Here is a 19,310-nt window from a genome sequence, read left to right as displayed (position 1 = left end):
TGCTAGGATACGCGGCAGATTTGGAGGACCCATGGTCGAACACGATTTCCGCTACAACCTGTTTAACCCGCAACACACCCTGATCGAATGCCGCGCCCTGGTGCCGGGTCGCTACCAGGTGACCGGTAATGGCGGCTCGATCCAGAAGAGCGACGTCCTGCTGGTGACCCTCAAGGGCAGCAAGGACCTGTGCATGCGCCTGACCGTCGAGACCGTGCGCCACCTGATCAACCCGACCGGTCAATGGGTCGCGGTGGCCAGCGGCCCGGTGTTCGGCGAACTGGCGATACACCAGTGGCAAGTGAACTGCGACAGCTGCCAGGCCAGCCTCGACTTCGAGTTCGCCGTCGACGCCAAGCTTGGCAAGAAAGCCTTGCAGCCCGCCGCCAGCGCGCGCATCGCCGAGCTGGGCTGGACCAGCCGTGGCGACAAACACCTGTGCCCGAAATGCAAGGAGACGGCCCAGTGAAAACGCTGTTGCTCTCAGCCCTGATCGGCACGGCCCTGCTGGGCTGTGCTGCTGAGCCGATGAAGCTTGAACAGGAACGCAGCTACTTGCTGGAGTGGATTGGCGAGCGCCCGCTGATGGACTACAGCCACCTGACCCTGACGCTAGCGGCGGATGGGCGTGCCTATGGCAATGGCGGCTGCAACCACTGGTTCGCGCCTTACCAGCTTGACGGCGACAAGCTCACCTTCGGCAAGGTCGGCAGCACCCGCAAACTCTGCGCGCCGGCGCTGATGGAGCAGGAAAAGCGCTTCCTGCAGGCGCTCGAGACCGTCCAGCGCTGGGACATCTCGCCGATCGAGCAGGTGCGCTTCTGGCCTGCCGAGGGCAAACCGCTGCGGTTCTGGCCTGAAGAAGGCTGAATCGATCGCGGGGCAAGCCCGCTCCCACATCTGTAGGAGCGGGCTTGCCCCGCGCTCAGAAATTCCAATCACGCGCCCTTGAGCGCCTTGATCTTCTCGTTCAACCCTTCAAGCGTCTGCTCGCCCATCAACTGCTCACGCACCTTGCCCTTGTCGTCGATGATGTAGGTCACCGGCAACGCCTCACTGCGCGGCAGCTCATAACGCTCGGCCGGGTCCTGGGCCAGCACGGTGAAGCCGATGCCCAGTGCCTCACTGGCCTTCTTCAGCTCCTCGCCCTGCAGGCCATCGAAGTTCACCCCGAGCACCTTCACGCCCTCGGCCTGCCATTGCTTGGCTGCGGCGTTGAGTTCAGGGATTTCGGTACGGCACGGGCCACACCATTCAGCCCAGTAGTTGAGCACCAGCCAGTGCCCGTCGATCTGCTCGGCTTTCACGGTCTGTCCGTTCTGGTCCAGGCCATAATCTGCACCGCAACCACCGAGCAACAGGCTCGCGGTGATGGCCAGTGCTGCTGCCAAACGCCTTGTCATGGGTCAATCCTTCTCGAAGATTCAAGCAAAATGCGAAGTCGCTGCGGTTAGAATAGCCGCCACACCCTGCTGGATGCGACCCGAACATGACCGACCTGACCCTCTATCACAATCCGCGCTGCTCCAAATCCCGTGGCGCACTGGAGTTGCTTGAAGCCCGCGGCCTGGCCCCGACCGTGGTCCGCTACCTGGAAACACCGCCGAGCGCGACCGAACTCGAGGCCCTGCTCGGCAAGCTGGGCATCGGTGCGCGCCAGCTGCTGCGCAGCGGTGAAGATGAGTACAAGGACCTGAACCTGGCCGATGCAAGCTTGAGCGAAGCGCAGTTGATCGACGCCATGGTCAAGCACCCGAAGCTGATCGAGCGCCCGATCCTGATCGCCGGCGACAAAGCCGTCATCGGTCGTCCACCGGAGAAGGTGCTGGAGATCCTCTCGTGAGTGCCCCCTACATCCTGATCCTGTTCTACAGCCGCCACGGTTCGACCAGCGAAATGGCCCGGCAGATTGCCCGTGGCGTCGAGATGGCCGGCCTGGAAGCGCGTATCCGTACGGTTCCGGCGATCTCCACCGAGTGTGAAGCGGTCGCCCCGGACATTCCCGACACCGGCGCGCTCTACGCCTCCCTGGATGACCTGCGCCATTGCTCGGGCCTGGCCCTGGGCAGCCCGACGCGCTTTGGCAACATGGCCGCCCCGCTCAAGTACTTCATCGACGGCACCAGCAGCCTGTGGCTCAGTGGCGGCCTGGTCGGCAAGCCCGCGGCGGCGTTTACCTCCACCGCCAGCCTGCACGGCGGCCAGGAATCGACCCTGCTGTCGATGCTGCTGCCACTGATGCACCACGGCATGCTGATCATGGGCCTGCCCTACAGCGAATCGGCGCTGCTCGAAACCCGTGGCGGCGGCACCCCGTATGGCGCCAGCCACCACGCTGGAGCCGATGGCAAGCGTGACCTGGACGCCGATGAGATCGCCCTGTGCCGTGCCCTTGGCCAACGCCTGGCCACCACGGCCAAACTGCTGGAGAACGGCCGTGGCTAAAAAGCCCAAGGTTCTGCCCTCGATCGAGTGGCTGGCACCGCGCCTGCGCCTGAGTCGGGCGCTGAGCCTGGCCAGCTTTTTCGGCCTGATCGCCCTGTTGACCCTCAACAACCTGCTGTTTGCCGACCTGCATGGCGCACGCACCGGCGTGATCCTTGCGGTCGAACTGGTGCCATTGGCGCTGCTGTTGCCGGGGATCTTGCTGGGCAACGCGCGCGCGCACGCCTGGACCTGCTTCGTGGTCAACCTGTATTTCATCAAAGGGGTACTGGCCGCGTTCGACCCGGCACGGGCAGTGTTCGGCTGGCTGGAAGTGGCGATCAGCCTGGCGCTGTTCGTCAGTGCCCTGCTGTATGTACGCTGGCGGTTTCAGTATGACCGGCGGCTGGCGGGAGAAGGCTGAGCGGGATTCATCGCGGGGCAAGCCCACAAGCCCCGCGATGGATTTTCAATGATTGACGGTATGCGCCAACATCACCGACAACTGGCACAACGGCCGCCCACTTTCGGCATGCCACTGGTTGAACGCCGCCTGCACCTGGGCCAGGTCACGCTGGCTGGTCGGCGGTTTGTCGATGATGTCCTGGGCAATCAGCGCTGCCGCCATGTCATCGGTGGGGATGAACGTGTCCTTGCCCACCATGCGCAAAAAGCGTGGCGCTGACAGCCCACCCAACTGGTTGCCATGCTTGGCCAGGTATTTCCACAGCCCAACGATATCGGTCACCGGCCAGTCGGCGATGAAGGCACCGAAACTTCCGTGCGCCTTCTCGATGTCAAGGATCATCTGCGCATTGCGCGGCACGCTCTTGAGCTTGCCCAGGTGGCGGATGATCCGCGTGTCCTGCATCAGCCGCTCGAGGTGCTCAGCGCCCATCAGCACCACTTTGTGCGGATCGAAGCCGAAGAACACCTGCTCGAAGGCTGGCCACTTGGCGTCCACCAGGCTGTGCTTGAGCCCGGCGCGAAACACCCGCAGGGCCAGGGTGGAGAGGTAGCGGTCGGCACTGATGGCGCGCAACTGTTCAGGCGTTTTCACCTGGGGCAGGTGCGCTTCCAGGGCGGCAGCCGAGCCGAAGCGGTTCAGGCAATACTCATGCAGCCATTGGTAGTCACGCATGCCGGTCAGATGTTCAGCACGTCGAGAAAACGCGGCGGTGCGGTCTCGTCGATCTTCAGGTTGACGAAATCGAACAGGTTGCGGTCAGCCAACTGCGAGGGTACGACGTTCTGCAGGCCGCGGAAGATGTTCTCGGTACGCCCCGGAGTCTTGCGCTCCCACTCCACGAGCATGTCCTTGACCACCTGGCGCTGCAGGTTTTCCTGGGAGCCGCAGAGGTTGCACGGGATGATCGGGAATTCCTTCATGTCCGAGTAGGCCTGGATGTCCTTCTCGCTGCAGTAGGCCAGCGGGCGGATCACCACGTTGCGGCCATCGTCGGCGCGCAGCTTCGGCGGCATGGCCTTGAGGGTGCCGTTGAAGAACATATTGAGGAAGAAAGTCTCGACGATGTCGTCACGGTGGTGCCCCAGTGCCATCTTGGTCGCACCGATCTCGTCGGCGAAGGTGTACAGGGTGCCACGACGCAGGCGCGAGCACAGCGAGCAGGTGGTCTTGCCCTCCGGGATCAACTCCTTGACCACCGAGTAGGTGTCTTTCTCGACGATGTGGTACTGCACGCCTAGCGATTCGAGGTACGCCGGCAGCACGTGCTCGGGGAAGCCTGGCTGCTTCTGGTCCATGTTCACCGCGACGATCTCGAACTTGATCGGCGCCACTTTCTGCAGGTGCAGCAGAACATCGAGCATGGTGTAGCTGTCTTTGCCGCCGGACAGGCAGACCATGACCTTGTCACCGTCCTCGATCATATTGAAGTCGGTGATGGCTTCGCCGGCGAGACGACGCAGGCGTTTTTGCAGTTTGTTCTGGTTGACCGAAAGGGTGCCCATAGCGCTTGAAATCCGCGAGGTGTGACAAAAGCGGCATATTTTACGCACAAACCGTCGGCAGGCGTAGGCCCATCCGATAAAGACTGCAACGTGATTAGCCGCCACCCTGACAGCGCGATTTGCTCTAAAAAGCCGGCTTTGAGCGGCGAACTCCTTCCTATACTGCGACATAAGGCCACATCAAAGGTGACCTCGATCCTCTGGCCCCCAACCCTTGGGGTCGCAAGCGCTCCGCTGGGGGGCGATGGCAACAACGAAAGGAGTGACTGGCATGATCCATCACGTTGTTGGGCTATTTACCCATCCTGATCAGGAATGGAAGGAGATTCGTGGCGAGGAAGAAAGCATAAGCCACATGTACCTGACCCACACCCTGATACTGGCGGCAATCCCGGCAGTGTCGGCGTTCATCGGTACAACCCAGGTCGGCTGGGTCATTGGCGAACGCGCCCCGGTCATGCTGACCCAGGAAAGCGCGCTATGGATGACCATCATGTCGTACCTGGCCATGCTCGGTGGCGTCGCGGTCATGGGCGCGTTCATTCACTGGATGGCACGGACCTACGATGCCAATCCGAGCCTCGCCCGCTGCATCGCATTTGCCACCTATACCGCAACGCCGCTGTTTATCGGCGGCCTGGCGGCCCTCTACCCACACTTGTGGCTGGGGATGGTCGTCGGCACGGCAGCCGTGTGCTACACGGTCTACCTGCTCTATGTCGGCCTGCCGACCTTCATGAACATCCCTTCGGATGAAGGGTTCCTGTTCTCGAGTTCGGTACTGGCGGTCGGCCTGGTGGTGCTGGTAGCCATCATGGCCTTCACCGTGATCATCTGGGGACTGGGCGTGGGGCCCGTCTATACCAACTAGAACGACTATTAGAAAAGCAGCAACATAGGCGCAGTAACCATCAGGCCGCCCGCGAGGCGGCCTGATGCTGTGCGCTGACAGGTGGCTCGGCAGCGCAGCGATGGTTGCGGCATAATTGCCGGTCAGGAGTGTTCCCCGATATGCCCGAACTGCTCAAATCCCGCGTCGAAACCTGTTACCAGCAAGCCGAAACCTTTTTCAAACGCCCCTTCGCACGCCCCGAAGTCAGCTTCAAGCTGCGCGGCCAGAAGGCTGGCGTCGCCCACCTGCATGAGAACCTGCTGCGCTTCAATCTGCAGCTGTACCGCGAAAACAGCGAAGATTTTCTCAAACAGACCGTGGCCCACGAAGTGGCCCACCTGGTCGCCCACCAATTGTTTGGCGATCGCATCCAGCCCCATGGCGAGGAATGGCAACTGATCATGCGCGGTGTCTATGAACTGCCGCCCAATCGTTGCCACAACTATGCAGTGAAACGCCGCACTGTGACCCGGTACATCTACCGCTGCCCGTGCCCCGACAGCGACTTCCCCTTCTCGGCCCAGCGCCATGGCCTGGTGCGCCAGGGGCGCAGGTACCTGTGCCGGCGGTGTCGGCACACGCTGGTATTCAGCGGGGAAATGCGCGTGGAGTAGTAAGGCAAGCATCACGGGACAACACCCACAAAAAAGCCCATCCGAAGATGGGCTTTCTCATTTCACGTGTCGCCGGTTAGCGGGTAGACACTTCGGCGACGCCCAGGTCGTCGACCGGACCGACCTCGACCAGCGGCGAACCACCGGAAGCCAGTTCGGTCTGCAGCTTGTCTTCATCCAGCTCGTTGACCCACTTAGCCACGACGACGGTGGCAACCGCGTTGCCGATCAGGTTGGTCAGGGCACGGGCCTCGGACATGAAGCGGTCGATACCGAGGATCAGCGCAAGGCCTGCAACCGGCAGGTGACCGACCGCCGACAGGGTCGCGGCAAGCACGATGAAGCCACTGCCGGTGACGCCTGCCGCCCCCTTGGACGCCACCAGCAGCACCAGCAACAGGGTGATCTGGTGAGTGATGTCCATGGTGGTGTCAGTGGCCTGGGCGATGAACACCGCGGCCATGGTCAGGTAGATCGAGGTGCCGTCGAGGTTGAACGAGTAGCCGGTAGGGATCACCAGGCCAACCACGGATTTCTTCGCGCCCAGGCGCTCCATCTTGGTCAGCATGCGCGGCAGGGCCGACTCGGACGACGAGGTACCCAGCACGATCATCAGTTCTTCACGGATGTAGCGGATCAGCTTGAGGACGCTGAAGCCGTGGGCGCGGGCAATACCACCGAGCACCACGAGGATGAACAGCACACAAGTGACGTAGAAGCAGGCCATCAGGTAGCCCAGTTGCACCAGCGAGCCAACGCCATACTGGCCGATGGTGAAGGCCATGGCACCGAAGGCACCGACCGGCGCCAGCTTCATGATCATGTTGATGATGTTGAACATGACATGAGCGAAGCGGTCGATCAGGTCGAGCAGCGGCTTGCCGTAGGCACCCAGGCGATGCAGGGCGAAGCCGAAGATCACCGAGAACATCAGCACCTGCAGGATGTCGCCATTGGCGAACGCGCCGACCACCGTGTTAGGGATGATGTTGAGCAGGAAGCCGACCGTGGTCTGCTGCGCGCCGGCGGCGGCATAGGCGGCCACGCTGCTGGCGTTCAGGGTGCTGACGTCGATGTGCATGCCTGCGCCAGGCTTGACCACGTTGACCACGACCAGGCCGATGATCAGCGCGATGGTCGAGACGATTTCGAAGTAGAGCAGTGCGTAGCCACCGGTCTTGCCGACCGATTTCATGCTCTGCATGCCGGCGATACCGCTGACCACGGTGCAGAAGATGATGGGGGCGATGACCATCTTGATCAGTTTGACGAACCCGTCACCCAGGGGTTTGAGGGCAACGCCGGTTTCGGGATAGTAGTGGCCCAGCAGGATACCGATGGTGATCGCTACTAACACCTGGATATACAGCGATTTGTACAGTGGCTGACGCGTCGTCATGGCTAATTCCTCAAGTGTACCGACCTATCCTTTCCAGGACCCGGGCAGTACCTAAAGCGCGAACCCTCCTGCACTGGAGGGATTTGTTGTGTCGAGCTGCCTGGCAGAACTCTGCTAGGGCAATAGCAAGCCCGATGCCAAAATGCGCTTTACCGGTGCAAGCCCCGTATTTACTGGAGTCGAATGCACAATGAGGTAGCAACCATGCCGGGCGACTTGGCGGATTTCCGCCCGACAGCTTTTGCAAAGGAATGATGTTGGCGGTAATCCGCCCAGGGTGATGGCGACTCAGTCCAAGGGGAAGCGAATACGAAATGCAGCCCCGCCCAACGGCGAGTCTTCGAGGGTCAGGCTGGCGTCGTAGCTTTCGATGATGTCCTTGACCACCGCCAGGCCGATGCCCTGCCCCGGGTTCTGCCGGTCCAGGCGCTCGCCCCGCTGGAGGATGCGCTCGCGCTGGTCGGGAGGGACGCCGGGGCCGTCGTCCTCGATGCTCAACACGACCTGCGACGGCCCACTCTGCAGGCGGATGTGGACCTCGCCCAGGCACAGGCGGTAGGCGTTCTCCAGCAAGTTGCCGAGCAATTCGAGCAAGGCGCCCCGCTCCATGGGCACCTGGCCCTGGTCGGGAACATCCAGGACGATGCTCACCTGCTTGTCGCGGTAGACCTTCGACAGCGTGCTGCACACGCTGTCGAGCAAGGGCCGCAGGGCCACCTGGTGGCGCACCAGGCCACTCTTGCGCAAGCTGGCACGCTGCAGTTGGTAGTCGATCTGCTGGCTCATGCGCTCGATCTGACTTTGCAGTATCCGCGCCTGCTCGCGGTCTTCGCGACGCTCGCCCATGCTTTCGCTCACCCCTTGCAGCACCGTCAGGGGCGTTTTCAGGCTGTGTGCCAGGTCGCCCAGGGAGTCGCGGTAGCGGCGACGTTGCTCGCGCTCACTGTGCAACAGTCGGTTCAAGGAGCCGGTCAGGCGCAACAGTTCACGCGGGTGCTCGGCGCTGAGGCCGTCGCGGCTGCCAGACTCGACCTCATCCAGTTCATGACTCAACTGGCGCAGCGAGCGCAGCCCCCAGGTCAGGCCGGCCCACAGCAGCACCAGCAAGGCCAGCAAGGCTGCCCCGAAGCCAAGGTACAGACGCTCGCGCAAGCCATTGAGGGTTTGCTGGTACTCGCGCACCGGCTGCAACGCGACAATGCTGAAGGCTGCCGACTTGCCACCCAGCAGCTTGACCTCCACGTCATAGACGAAGAACTCCTCGCCATCGGCCTGGCGGATCCGAGCGAACTCGTTGCCACGCCCGTCATAGCGAGGGGTGTAGTTGATGTTCTCGCCGGCCGTGGCGCGCGAGCGCCAGACCAGTTTGCCCTCGCGGTCATAGATGTAACCCAGCAGGCGGCTATCGGGCAGGTTGAACTGCTCATCGGGTAGCAGCTCGGGCATCTGCAACTGATGGTTCTCGATGCGCGCGGCAGAAATCAGGGTGGTCACATCGGACGCCAGGCGCTTCTCGATCGCCTCCTGCAAGGCCAGGCTGAATGCCTTTTGCAAGGCAGGCAACAGGCCGAGCATGAACAACACTGCAAGTAGCGCGGCGGCGGCCATCAGGCGCAGGCGTAGCGAGCGAATCACCGGCAACGCTCGGTGAACAGATAGCCCAGGCCGCGGACGGTATCGATGGGCTTGAAGCCATTGCTGCCTTCAAGCTTGCGACGCAAACGACCGACCAGCACTTCGATCACGTTCGGATCGCGCTCATCGTCATCCGGATAGAGCTGCTCCATCAGACGATCCTTGGCCACCACCTGCTGATGATGGCGCATCAGGTATTCAAGGATCCGGTATTCGTAGGCGGTCAACGCCAGGGGTTGCTCATCGAGCGTTGCCTGCTTGCGATTGAGGTCGAGCAGCAAGGGCCCGGCGGCGATGGTCGACTGGATAAAGCCGCTGGAGCGGCGCAGCAACGCGTTGAGGCGGGCTTCCAGCTCTTCGAACTGGAACGGCTTGACCACGTAGTCGTCGGCGCCGGCAGCCAGGCCTTCGACCTTGTCCTGCCAGTTGCCCCGTGCAGTCAGGATGAGAATCGGAAAACTCTTGTCCATCGAGCGCAGCTGGCGGATCAGGTCCAACCCGCTCATGCCGGGCAGGCCAAGGTCGATCACTGCCAGGTCATGGTTGAACTGTTCGACTTGATAGAGGGCCTCCTCGGCGTTGGCAACCGCTTCGACCACATGTCCACTCTCTGTCAAGCGGCTGAACAAGTGATGACGCAAAAGCGCCTCATCCTCGACCACCAACAGTTTCATACGCTCCTCCCTATACGGTCCCACATACCAGCACGTTAGCCATCCTGTGCTCAAGAATAACAGCGAACCGGCCATGCACCTGCAGGCCGGTTCGTGGATTGCCAGGTACGATCAGAAGGCGTAGTTGGCCGAGAGATAGGTTTGCGCGCTGCTGTCCAGACGCAGGGTGCCGACTTTCGGGCCACCGTGCTCGGCCAGTTCGGTGCTGGCGTTGCTGCGCAAGTAACGGTAGCCCAGCTCGACCGAAGCGTTGTCGGTCACTTGCTGCAGCAGGCCGGCCTGCAGGCCGATGGCATACCCGGTGTCGGTGTCGCGGCTGTAGCCGGACGATTCCTGGGTCAGCTTGGTCAGACCGGCACTGGCGCCACCGAACAGCTTGGTGGTACTGCCCAGCGGGAGGAATACGTCATAGCTGCCCAACAGGTTTTCCTGGCGCACCTTAAGGCCACTGTGGTCGTTGGAGACGTTGTCGTAGGTGAGGTAATAGCGACGCTGGTCGTTCATCTGGCCCAGGCGCACACCCCAGGTGCCATCCTTGTGGATGATGCCGTCAGTGTTCAGGTGGTCGGTGTTGCTGCTGAGCAAACCGGATTTCTTGATCTTGTCGCTGGTCTGGCCGTAGGTGACACCAGCGAAAGTGGTGTCGGTAGCCTGGGCAGAGGCGGCAGCTCCAAGGAAGGCGACAGCGAGGAACAGCGAGTTGAGTGTTTTCATCGTGTTTACTCCAGTTGAGGCCCGGTGTGGGTGTGGACGCTAGAGTAAGCAAGAGGTCCTGAACGGCCGCTGAACCCTGCCTGAACCTCGGCTGAACAAGCCCGCTCCTACTGGAAAGGTTGGAATGGCCACGGCACAATGCCGCTCATGAACCGACTTCCCGCCTGCTGCACCCCACTGCAGAACCAATGGCCCCTGCCCCGCCCAGTCCCAGGCGCGCAGTTGGTCAGTTGCGCATTCGATCCCGACCTGCTCGCCAGTGACGACTTTGCCCGCGCCGGCATCGAGCAATCGGCCAGCCTGCAACGTTCGGTGGCCAAGCGCCAGGCCGAGTACCTGGCCGGCAGGGTCTGCGCCCGGGCCGCATTGCAGCAGTTGGATGGCCGTGTCTTCGTACCCGGCACCCACGAGGACCGCTCCCCCATCTGGCCAACCGGCATCAGTGGCTCGATCACCCACGGTAAAGGCTGGGCTGCCGCCGTGGTGGCGCACCACGCAGATTGCCGAGGGCTGGGCCTGGACCAGGAAAGCCTGCTCAGTGACGCGCGCGCCGCGCGCCTGTCTCGGGAGATTCTTACCGAAGCCGAACTCCAGCGCATGGATTCACAGCAGGCAGGCCTGGTGGTCACGCTGACCTTTTCATTGAAAGAAAGCCTGTTCAAGGCGCTCTACCCGATCGTGCTGCAGCGCTTTTACTTCGAACATGCAGAAGTGCTGCAGTGGTCTGCTGACGGGCACGCCCGCCTGCGCCTGCTGACCGACCTGTCGCCGCAGTGGCATCACGGCAGGGAGCTGGAGGCGCAGTTCTGCTTGCAGGGCGACCAACTGCTCAGCCTGGTAAGTGTCTGACACTCACCCCGGCAACGGGCAATGCTCACAGTGCCCGACCCAGTCCACCTTGTAGCTCAGGCAGCAGGTACGCCGACGCCGCTTGCCCGCGGCATCCAGGCTGACAGCGGCAAATAGCGGGCTGCCCGGCGAGGTGAGCAAGCGCCGCAAGCCGACGTCCCGCTCGGCCTTGTGCAGCACCTGATCAAGGCAATCGCCCGCATTTCCCCAGAGCACCGCTGGCGCCACCACGCCCAGCGTCGCCAAGTGCTGCACCAGGGGTTCCAGGTGCTGGCTGACGACCTCGTCTTCCCCTTCGCAATACCGACCCTGCCCGGTGAACGCTGTCGGCAGCCCGCGGCTATCCAGCACAACTGCGGTGTCGGCAAATACTGGCAGCCTCGCAGCGCCAAGCAGCGTCTGCCAGAGCGTCGCGAAGTAGTACTTGGACCACTGCGACACCAGCACCGGGCGCTGGGTAGGCATGAGTTGCGGGCCATACAGGTCGAGCAGCAATTGATCAAAGTGCCGGGATGCCAGCACGTGGGCCAGGCGCATCGGCGCGCTCATGCCGGGTCCTGTCTACGCGGCCAGCTGAGGCTGAAACGCGCACCACCCAGTGACTCGCTGCGCCCGACCGACGCCCGCCCCTTATGCCAATAGATGATCCGGCGCACGATCGACAAGCCCAGGCCATGCCCGCCGGAGGCACGGGTACGGCTGTCGTCCAGGCGGGTAAAGGGCGTGAAGATACGGTCCCAGACGCTTTCCGGGACACCCGGGCCATCGTCTTCGACATCGATGCGACAACGCTGCGTGCCGAGCTGGTAGCTGAGGCTGACCTGCGATTCGGCATGGCGCATGGCATTGCTGACCAGGTTCTGCAGCGCCCGGTGCAGGTAGCGGGGTTCGGCCTCCACCCAGGCGCCCGGCTCGTCCGCGCCTTGTTCCGGCAGTTGGCAGGGCCCGCGTACCACCTTCACGTCACTGCGCAGGGGGGACAGTTCATGGATTACCTGGTCAAGCAGCGCGTCGAGATCGACCCGCTGAAAATGCAGGGCAGGCGCCCCCTGTTCAAGGCGCGCATAAGTGAGCATCTCGTCAACCAGCTTGTCCAGTTCCTGGATGTCGCCATCCATGCCGCTCAAGTACTTTTCCCGCGCCTGGTCGTCACGCGCGGTGGCGATCATTTCAAGCCCGAAGCGCAGCCGTGCCACCGGCGTGCGCAACTCATGAGAGACGGCACGGACCAATTCACGCTGGATGCTCAGCGAGCGCTGCAGATGCGCCGCCATGCCATTGAACGCTGCGGCCAGGCGCCCCACCGAGTCGGCATCATCGCTTGCCACCCGGGTTTCCAGGCTGCCCTGGGCGATGCGGGTGGCTGCGGTTTCGAGGTCAGACAGGCGCCGCTCGAGCTGGCGTACCAGTAAGTAGACAATCAGCCCGATCAGGCACAAGCCAAGCACGGCGATCATCGCCAGCAACTGCGGGGGGTAAGGGTTCATCTGGTACAGGGGGCCAAGCTCTAGCACCCAGGGCGTGCCGACCATGCCGGCAAACACACGGATCGAGTCGCCATCCTTGCCCAGGGCCATCACCGTATCACCCTCATCGACCCGCCGGCGCTGGTCTTCGTCCATATCGGTCTGCTCGAGCCGTCGCAACCCCAGCTCGAAGCCAAAACCTTTGTTTTGCTTGAGCTCGGCCAAGCGCCGACGCTGCTCGCCGACCGGAAAGCGCACCAGCTCATCGGCCAGCAGGTAGATAGTGGCGCGCGCCAGCTGCTCGCTGATCTGCTGTACTTCGCCGATCAACAACAGTTCCTGGGTACCGACCTGGCGCATGACCTTCGCCGCATGGGGCCCGATCTTCTCCACCAGCACCTGCCCACGCTGCAACTGGCTGCGCTGCCCACCGTCCAGGCCCGCCGTCGTGAAGGTCTGCAACTCCAGCGGAATCCCCAGCAGGCGCTCCCAGATCAACAGCGCGCGCTTGCGCTCGACGTCGCCCAGGGGGGCCAGGTTGTCGGCCATCAGGGTGAAGGTGCCGTGGGCCAGTCGCTCGCGGTATTGCGCGGCACGCACCTCGTTGAGCAGATGGACGCTGAGTACACCGAGCACCGCCACCAGCACCAATGCGGCGAGCATGCCGCCATAGATGCGCAGGAAGATCGAGTTCATCGCACCTGGCCCATGGCCTCGGCCGCCTCGCGCACGAACAGGTAACCCTTGCTGCGAATGGTCTTGATCATGCGTGGGTGCTCCGGGTCATCGCCTATTTTCGGGCGGATCCTGGAAATACGCACATCGATGGAGCGGTCCTGGCCGTCATAACCCACGCCACGCAGCGACGTGAAGATTTCTTCCCGGGACAAGGTACGCCCGGCATTGCTGACCAGCAGCCAGAGCAGGTCGAACTCGGCACTGGTCAGCTCGATGCCGTCGTCTTGCAGCCAGGCCTCGCGCAGGATGTTGTCCACCCGCAGCGGTCCGAACTGCAGCACCTGCGGCGGCTCGATCTCGGCCGGTACTTCGCTGCGCCGCAGCAAGGCGTTGATCCGCGCCAGCAGCAGGCGCGGGCGCACCGGCTTGCACACATAGTCGTCGGCCCCCAGGTCCAGGCCCTGGACCTGGTCCAGGTCGTCGCTGCGTGCCGTGAGCATGAGGATGGGGCCCGGGTATTGCTGGCGCACCTTGCGGCAAATGCTCAGGCCATCTTCGCCCGGTAGCATCAGGTCGAGAATCACCAGGTCAGGCTGCTCGGCGATGATCCGCGCTGCCGCTTGCGCGCCATCGCCTTCGACCTCGACGTCGAAGCCGTTGGCCTGAAGGTACTCACGGGTCAGGTCGGCCAAACGCTGGTCATCCTCGACGATCAACACCCGACTGCGCTGCTGCTCCACGGCTCACCTCGACAGCTTGTTGTTATAAAACGTGCCCCTGGGTGCAACTTCACCAAAAGGCAACATCGGCCCCGGATACTACGTCGGGTACCGACGCCTGCCAACCATCGGCATGGGCGGCAAATGACCACGGCCCGGATCGCTCGGAAGGTCGTCGGTTTTGTGGTAGGGTGCGCGCCCGAAAATTCCCAGCCGGCCCCCCGCGCCCGGTGAAAAAAAGGGTGACGGGCGGTCATCCGTCGCTAAGACGCGGCCTACAAGGCGTTGACCCAAATCACACACAAAATACGCACAAGTTATCCACAGCGCACAACCTTGCAATACCCCCGAGACCGCATTATCTTGTATCCCCATCGCAAACAAACACTACATATTGGGGTTTGAACAAAATCCCAAGCACAAGTTGAGCAAAGAACTCAAGCCCTCCAGCAGTGCTTTTTTTGCTTGAACTTTAGAAGAAATCTGCAGCCAAACCGCTCCTGCGGAGGCGACCGTTGCAAGCCCTTGGAGGGCGTTGTTTCGGGTATGGGTGTTGCAAGGCTTTGCCACACCCGACAGCAACAGTTTTGAGTCGTGGATTCAAAACCTTTGACTTCGGCCAGGGAGCGGCACTCAGTTGCCCTTTAATTCCTGATCTGTCCCGAAGTGAGTATGCCCGACCTGTCCGGCATGCCGGAGCATCGTGTTCCCGCGTGTCGCCAGGGTCGGTTGTTGAGCTTTCGGATGGAACGGCTGGCGCCCACAAGGCGCCTAAATAAACATAGAGAACGTGGAGACACCCATGCAAACCGACACAACTCGCGAGAACCCGCAGGCCAAGGCGCCGCAGGCCGCCGATTCGAATCAGGATCTGGCTGCCACCGCCCCAGGCCAACTGCGCGTGATCAAGCGTAATGGCACTGTCGTCGCCTACACCGACGACAAGATCACCGTGGCCATCACCAAGGCGTTCCTTGCAGTTGAAGGCGGCACCGCTGCCGCCTCGTCGCGTATCCACGACACCGTTGCCCGCCTGACCGAACAGGTCACCGCCACCTTCAAGCGTCGCATGCCATCGGGCGGCACCATCCACATCGAAGAGATCCAGGACCAGGTCGAACTGGCCCTGATGCGTGCCGGCGAGCAAAAAGTAGCCCGCGACTACGTGATCTACCGTGACCAGCGTGCCAAGGAGCGTGCCACCCGTGGCAGCGCCGACGACGCCGCCGTGCAGCCGCACCCAAGCATCCGCATTACCCTGGCCGACGGCAGCCTCGCGCCACTGGACATGAACCGCCTGAACACCATCATCTCCGAGGCCTGCGAAGGCCTGGCCGAAGTCGATGGCGACCTGATCCAGCGCGAAACCCTGAAGAACCTGTACGACGGCGTGGCCATCAAGGACGTCAACACCGCCCTGGTGATGACCGCCCGTACCCTGGTAGAGCGTGAGCCGAACTACTCCTTCGTCACCGCCCGCCTGCTGATGGACACCCTGCGTGCCGAAGGCCTGGGCTTCCTGGGCGTGGCCGACAGCGCCACCCACCACGAAATGGCCGACCTGTACGCCAAGGCCCTGCCGGCCTACGTGGCCAAGGGTGTCGAGTTCGAACTGCTCAACCCTGCCCTGGCCGACTTCGACCTGGACAAACTGGGCAAGGCGATCGACCACGAGCGCGACCAGCAGTTTACCTACCTGGGCCTGCAGACCCTGTACGACCGCTACTTCATCCACAAGGATGGCGTGCGCTTCGAGCTGCCCCAGGTTTTCTTCATGCGCGTGGCCATGGGCCTGGCGCTGGAAGAGAAAGACAAGGAAGCCCGTGCGATCGAGTTCTACAACCTGTTGTCGTCCTTCGACTACATGGCCTCGACCCCGACCCTGTTCAACGCCGGTACCCTGCGTCCACAACTGTCGAGCTGCTACCTGACCACCGTGCCGGACGACCTGTCGGGCATCTACCACGCGATCCACGACAACGCCATGCTGTCGAAATTCGCCGGAGGCCTGGGCAACGACTGGACTCCTGTGCGTGCACTGGGCTCCTACATCAAGGGCACCAACGGTAAATCCCAGGGCGTCGTTCCGTTCCTGAAAGTGGTCAACGACACCGCCGTCGCCGTCAACCAGGGTGGCAAGCGCAAGGGCGCCGTATGTGCCTACCTGGAAACCTGGCACCTGGACATCGAAGAGTTCATCGAGCTGCGCAAGAACACCGGTGATGACCGTCGTCGTACCCACGACATGAACACCGCCAACTGGATCCCTGACCTGTTCATGAAGCGCGTCTTCGATGACGGCAAGTGGACCCTGTTCTCGCCTTCGGAAGTGCCAGACCTGCACGACCTGACCGGCAAGGCCTTCGAAGAGCGCTACGAGTACTACGAAGCCCTGACCGAGTACAACAAGATCAAGGTATTCAAGACCATCCAGGCCAAAGACCTGTGGCGCAAGATGCTGTCGATGCTGTTCGAGACCGGCCACCCATGGTTGACCTTCAAAGACCCGTGCAACCTGCGCAGCCCGCAGCAGCACGTGGGCGTGGTGCACAGCTCGAACCTGTGCACCGAGATCACCCTGAACACCAACAAGGACGAAATCGCGGTCTGCAACCTGGGCTCGATCAACCTGCCGAACCACATCGTCGATGGCAAGCTGGACACCGCCAAGCTGCAACGCACCGTGAACACCGCCGTGCGCATGCTCGACAACGTGATCGACATCAACTACTACTCGGTGCCGCAAGCGCGCAACTCGAACTTCAAGCACCGTCCGGTCGGCCTGGGCATCATGGGCTTCCAGGATGCGCTGTACCTGCAGCACATCCCTTACGGTTCCGATGCTGCCGTCGAGTTCGCCGACAAGTCGATGGAAGCGGTCAGCTACTTCGCCATCCAGGCCTCCTGTGACCTGGCCGACGAGCGCGGCGCCTACGAGACCTTCCAGGGCTCGCTGTGGTCCAAGGGCATCCTGCCACTGGATTCGCAACAGATCCTGATCGAGGCCCGTGGCCAGAAGTACATCGACGTCGACCTGAACGAGTCGCTGGACTGGGCACCGGTACGTGCCCGCGTACAAAAAGGTATTCGTAACTCGAACATCATGGCCATCGCGCCGACCGCGACCATCGCCAACATCACCGGCGTATCGCAGTCCATCGAGCCGACCTACCAGAACCTGTACGTGAAATCGAACCTGTCGGGCGAGTTCACCGTGATCAACCCGTACCTGGTCCGCGACCTCAAGGCCCGTGGCCTGTGGGACCCGGTCATGATCAACGACCTGAAGTACTACGACGGTTCGGTTCAGCAGATCGAGCGCATCCCGCAGGAGCTCAAGGAGCTTTACGCCACTGCCTTCGAAGTGGAAACCAAGTGGATCGTCGACGCCGCCAGCCGCCGTCAGAAGTGGATCGACCAGGCCCAGTCGCTGAACCTGTACATCGCCGGCGCTTCGGGCAAGAAGCTGGACGTCACCTACCGCATGGCCTGGTACCGTGGTCTGAAAACCACCTACTACCTCCGTGCCCTGGCCGCGACCAGCACCGAGAAGTCGACCATCAACACCGGCAAGCTCAACGCCGTATCCAGCGGTGGCGACAGCGCCCCGGTCCAGGCAGCGGGCCCTGCGCCAGTGCCGAAGGCCTGCGCGATCGACGAGCCGGACTGCGAAGCCTGCCAATAAGGCTGTCTGTAGGAGCGGGCTTGTCCCACGACAGGGCCCCTCGCCCCTCCTCCTATAGCGCCCAATAAAAAAGGCCGGAGCAATCCGGCCTTCTCCGAGGAGCCCCGCTCCCGGAAGCATTCCAAGTTTTTGCGTGCACTGCTGTACCCAACGCAAGCAACGCAACCAAGATCCACCGGCCATACTGAACATGGCCCTCAAGCAGGAGCACACCATGCTGAGCTGGGACGAATTCGATAAAGACGAAGGCGAAGAAGCCGCCAAAGGCACCACCGCCACTCAAGCCGCTGCCGCTGGCATCGACAAGCTCGACAGCGCAGGCGGTGTCGCCGCACTGGAAGCCCGTGCAGTGACCGCAGCCGACTCGGACGCGGTAAAACGCGCCAAGGCCGCCCTGGACGACCTCGACATCGCCGAAGGCCTGGCTGAGCTGGAAGGCTCTGCCGCCCGCGTCGCGGTTGACGAAAAGCGCATGATCAACTGCCGCGCCGACCTCAACCAGCTGGTGCCTTTCAAGTACGACTGGGCCTGGCAGAAGTACCTGGACGGTTGCGCCAACCACTGGATGCCGCAAGAGGTCAACATGACCGCGGACATCGCCCTGTGGAAAAACCCTGAAGGCCTGACCGACGACGAGCGTCGCATCGTCATGCGTAACCTGGGTTTCTTCTCCACTGCCGACTCCCTGGTTGCCAACAACCTGGCGCTGGCCGTGTACCGCCTGATCACCAACCCCGAGTGCCGCCAGTACATCCTGCGCCAGGCCTTCGAAGAGGCGATCCACACCCACGCCTACCAGTACTGCATCGAGTCGCTGGGCATGGATGAAGGCGAGATCTTCAACATGTACCACGAGATCCCGTCGGTCGCCAAAAAAGCCGCCTGGGGCCTGCGCTACACCCGCGCGATCTCCGACCCGGAATTCAACACCGGCACCGTCGAGACCGACAAAGAGCTGCTGCGCAACCTGATCGCCTACTACTGCGTCCTGGAAGGCATCTTCTTCTACTGCGGCTTCACCCAGATCCTGTCCATGGGTCGTCGCAACAAGATGACCGGCGTTGCCGAGCAGTTCCAGTACATCCTGCGTGACGAGTCCATGCACCTGAACTTCGGTATCGACGTGATCAACCAGATCAAGATCGAAAACCCGCACCTGTGGGATGCCGAAATGAAGGAAGAAGCCTCGCAGATGATCCTGCAGGGCACCCAACTGGAAATCGAATACGCTCGCGACACCATGCCACGCGGCGTGCTGGGCATGAACGCGGCGATGATGGAGGACTACCTCAAGTTCATCGCCAACCGTCGCCTGTCGCAGATCGGCCTGAAGGAAGAGTACCCAGGTACTACCAACCCGTTCCCATGGATGAGCGAGATCATGGACTTGAAGAAAGAGAAGAACTTCTTCGAGACCCGGGTTATCGAGTATCAGACTGGCGGGGCGTTGAGCTGGGATTGATTCTCTGCTTGTACACTGCAAAAAAGGCTGCCGCGAGGCGGCCTTTTTTGTACGCGTGTGTAGGAGCGGGCTTGCCCCGCGATAGCGATCTGTCTGTCCCAGCGCATCGCGGGGCAAGCTGCTGCTAC

The 19,310-nt window shown here is 62.2% G+C and carries 20 protein-coding genes and 1 pseudogene; 10 read left to right on the top strand and 11 right to left on the bottom strand.

Annotated features, from left to right (window positions below):
• Positions 1 to 31: 31 nt before the first annotated feature.
• Positions 32 to 469, top strand: a complete 438-nt coding sequence (locus tag NPS58_RS10695) for a hypothetical protein (RefSeq protein WP_274115311.1) — start codon at positions 32 to 34, stop codon at positions 467 to 469.
• Positions 466 to 870: an META domain-containing protein gene (locus tag NPS58_RS10690; RefSeq protein WP_425313041.1), complete on the top strand. Its 405-nt coding sequence runs from the start codon at positions 466 to 468 to the stop codon at positions 868 to 870. The genes NPS58_RS10695 and NPS58_RS10690 overlap by 4 nt, the downstream gene beginning before the upstream one ends.
• A gap of 68 nt (positions 871 to 938) precedes the next feature.
• Here NPS58_RS10690 and NPS58_RS10685 read toward each other — a convergent pair whose 3' ends face one another.
• Entirely contained in the window at positions 939 to 1,403 is a 465-nt protein-coding gene (locus tag NPS58_RS10685) for a TlpA disulfide reductase family protein (protein ID WP_274115309.1), read from the bottom strand.
• Positions 1,404 to 1,489: 86 nt separating this feature from the next.
• On the opposite strand from NPS58_RS10685, the gene arsC reads away from it, so the two are divergent.
• From arsC to NPS58_RS10670, 3 genes are read left to right on the top strand one after another with little or no spacing between them, the layout of a single operon-like run.
• Positions 1,490 to 1,843 carry an arsenate reductase (glutaredoxin) gene (gene arsC, locus NPS58_RS10680; RefSeq protein WP_274115308.1) on the top strand — a complete coding sequence of 118 codons (354 nt, stop codon included), beginning with the start codon at positions 1,490 to 1,492 and terminating at the stop codon, positions 1,841 to 1,843.
• Positions 1,840 to 2,445 carry an NAD(P)H:quinone oxidoreductase gene (wrbA, locus tag NPS58_RS10675; protein WP_045195589.1) on the top strand — a complete coding sequence of 202 codons (606 nt, stop codon included), beginning with the start codon at positions 1,840 to 1,842 and terminating at the stop codon, positions 2,443 to 2,445. Before arsC ends, wrbA begins: the two co-directional genes overlap by 4 nt.
• A complete protein-coding gene (locus tag NPS58_RS10670) occupies positions 2,438 to 2,848 on the top strand; it encodes a DUF2069 domain-containing protein (protein WP_028943565.1) in 411 nt (136 codons plus the stop codon). Before wrbA ends, NPS58_RS10670 begins: the two co-directional genes overlap by 8 nt.
• 45 nt (positions 2,849 to 2,893) lie before the next feature.
• On the opposite strand, the gene NPS58_RS10665 is transcribed toward NPS58_RS10670, so the two are convergent.
• A complete protein-coding gene (locus NPS58_RS10665; protein WP_274115307.1) occupies positions 2,894 to 3,565 on the bottom strand; it encodes a DNA-3-methyladenine glycosylase I in 672 nt (223 codons plus the stop codon).
• A gap of 5 nt (positions 3,566 to 3,570) precedes the next feature.
• Positions 3,571 to 4,395, bottom strand: coding sequence for a tRNA 2-thiocytidine(32) synthetase TtcA (gene ttcA, locus NPS58_RS10660; RefSeq protein WP_274115306.1), 825 nt, complete (start codon positions 4,393 to 4,395; stop codon positions 3,571 to 3,573).
• A gap of 271 nt (positions 4,396 to 4,666) precedes the next feature.
• Between ttcA and NPS58_RS10655 the strand changes: the two genes are divergently transcribed.
• On the top strand, positions 4,667 to 5,266 hold the full coding sequence (locus tag NPS58_RS10655) for a Yip1 family protein (protein WP_028943562.1): 600 nt from the start codon (positions 4,667 to 4,669) through the stop codon (positions 5,264 to 5,266).
• 140 nt (positions 5,267 to 5,406) lie between these two features.
• Positions 5,407 to 5,901, top strand: coding sequence for a SprT family zinc-dependent metalloprotease (locus NPS58_RS10650; protein WP_274115305.1), 495 nt, complete (start codon positions 5,407 to 5,409; stop codon positions 5,899 to 5,901).
• A 76-nt stretch (positions 5,902 to 5,977) separates the two neighbouring features.
• On the opposite strand, the gene NPS58_RS10645 is transcribed toward NPS58_RS10650, so the two are convergent.
• From NPS58_RS10645 to NPS58_RS10630, 4 genes are all read right to left on the bottom strand, one after another.
• The gene (locus NPS58_RS10645) at positions 5,978 to 7,300 is read right to left on the bottom strand and encodes a dicarboxylate/amino acid:cation symporter (RefSeq protein ID WP_274115304.1); all 1,323 of its coding nucleotides are present in this window, start codon (positions 7,298 to 7,300) and stop codon (positions 5,978 to 5,980) included.
• Positions 7,301 to 7,588: 288 nt separating this feature from the next.
• Entirely contained in the window at positions 7,589 to 8,935 is a 1,347-nt protein-coding gene (locus tag NPS58_RS10640; protein WP_274115303.1) for an ATP-binding protein, read from the bottom strand.
• Positions 8,932 to 9,609 (bottom strand): response regulator, encoded by a 678-nt coding sequence (locus NPS58_RS10635; protein ID WP_274115302.1) that lies wholly within the window; start codon positions 9,607 to 9,609, stop codon positions 8,932 to 8,934. The genes NPS58_RS10640 and NPS58_RS10635 overlap by 4 nt, the downstream gene beginning before the upstream one ends.
• 111 nt (positions 9,610 to 9,720) lie before the next feature.
• Entirely contained in the window at positions 9,721 to 10,323 is a 603-nt protein-coding gene (locus NPS58_RS10630; RefSeq protein ID WP_274115301.1) for an outer membrane beta-barrel protein, read from the bottom strand.
• 147 nt (positions 10,324 to 10,470) lie between these two features.
• Between NPS58_RS10630 and NPS58_RS10625 the strand changes: the two genes are divergently transcribed.
• A complete protein-coding gene (locus tag NPS58_RS10625; protein WP_274115300.1) occupies positions 10,471 to 11,172 on the top strand; it encodes a 4'-phosphopantetheinyl transferase family protein in 702 nt (233 codons plus the stop codon).
• Between the two features lie 3 nt (positions 11,173 to 11,175).
• Here the strand turns inward: NPS58_RS10625 and fhuF are convergent, their stop codons facing one another.
• The 4 genes and pseudogenes from fhuF to NPS58_RS10610 all read right to left on the bottom strand — a co-directional run bounded on the left by fhuF (position 11,176) and on the right by NPS58_RS10610 (position 14,056).
• Positions 11,176 to 11,613 (bottom strand): siderophore-iron reductase FhuF, encoded by a 438-nt coding sequence (gene fhuF, locus NPS58_RS10620; protein ID WP_425313058.1) that lies wholly within the window; start codon positions 11,611 to 11,613, stop codon positions 11,176 to 11,178.
• Positions 11,586 to 11,676 (bottom strand): annotated as a pseudogene (locus NPS58_RS29585) (siderophore-iron reductase FhuF); the annotation flags it as partial. The pseudogene NPS58_RS29585 and the gene fhuF, both read right to left, overlap by 28 nt.
• A gap of 41 nt (positions 11,677 to 11,717) precedes the next feature.
• Entirely contained in the window at positions 11,718 to 13,334 is a 1,617-nt protein-coding gene (locus NPS58_RS10615; RefSeq protein ID WP_274115298.1) for an ATP-binding protein, read from the bottom strand.
• A complete protein-coding gene (locus NPS58_RS10610; protein WP_274115297.1) occupies positions 13,331 to 14,056 on the bottom strand; it encodes a response regulator transcription factor in 726 nt (241 codons plus the stop codon). The genes NPS58_RS10615 and NPS58_RS10610 overlap by 4 nt, the downstream gene beginning before the upstream one ends.
• A 781-nt stretch (positions 14,057 to 14,837) precedes the next feature.
• Between NPS58_RS10610 and NPS58_RS10605 the strand changes: the two genes are divergently transcribed.
• A complete protein-coding gene (locus NPS58_RS10605; RefSeq protein ID WP_274115296.1) occupies positions 14,838 to 17,720 on the top strand; it encodes a ribonucleoside-diphosphate reductase subunit alpha in 2,883 nt (960 codons plus the stop codon).
• A 214-nt stretch (positions 17,721 to 17,934) separates the two neighbouring features.
• Entirely contained in the window at positions 17,935 to 19,182 is a 1,248-nt protein-coding gene (locus tag NPS58_RS10600) for a ribonucleotide-diphosphate reductase subunit beta (protein ID WP_274115295.1), read from the top strand.
• Positions 19,183 to 19,310: the final 128 nt, after the last annotated feature.

The sequence above is a fragment of the Pseudomonas putida genome (assembly GCF_028682455.1).
GTDB classification, from domain to species: domain Bacteria; phylum Pseudomonadota; class Gammaproteobacteria; order Pseudomonadales; family Pseudomonadaceae; genus Aquipseudomonas; species Aquipseudomonas putida_AA.
Note: the sequence above shows the minus strand (reverse complement) of the source record. Positions and strands in the feature narration are given on the sequence as shown.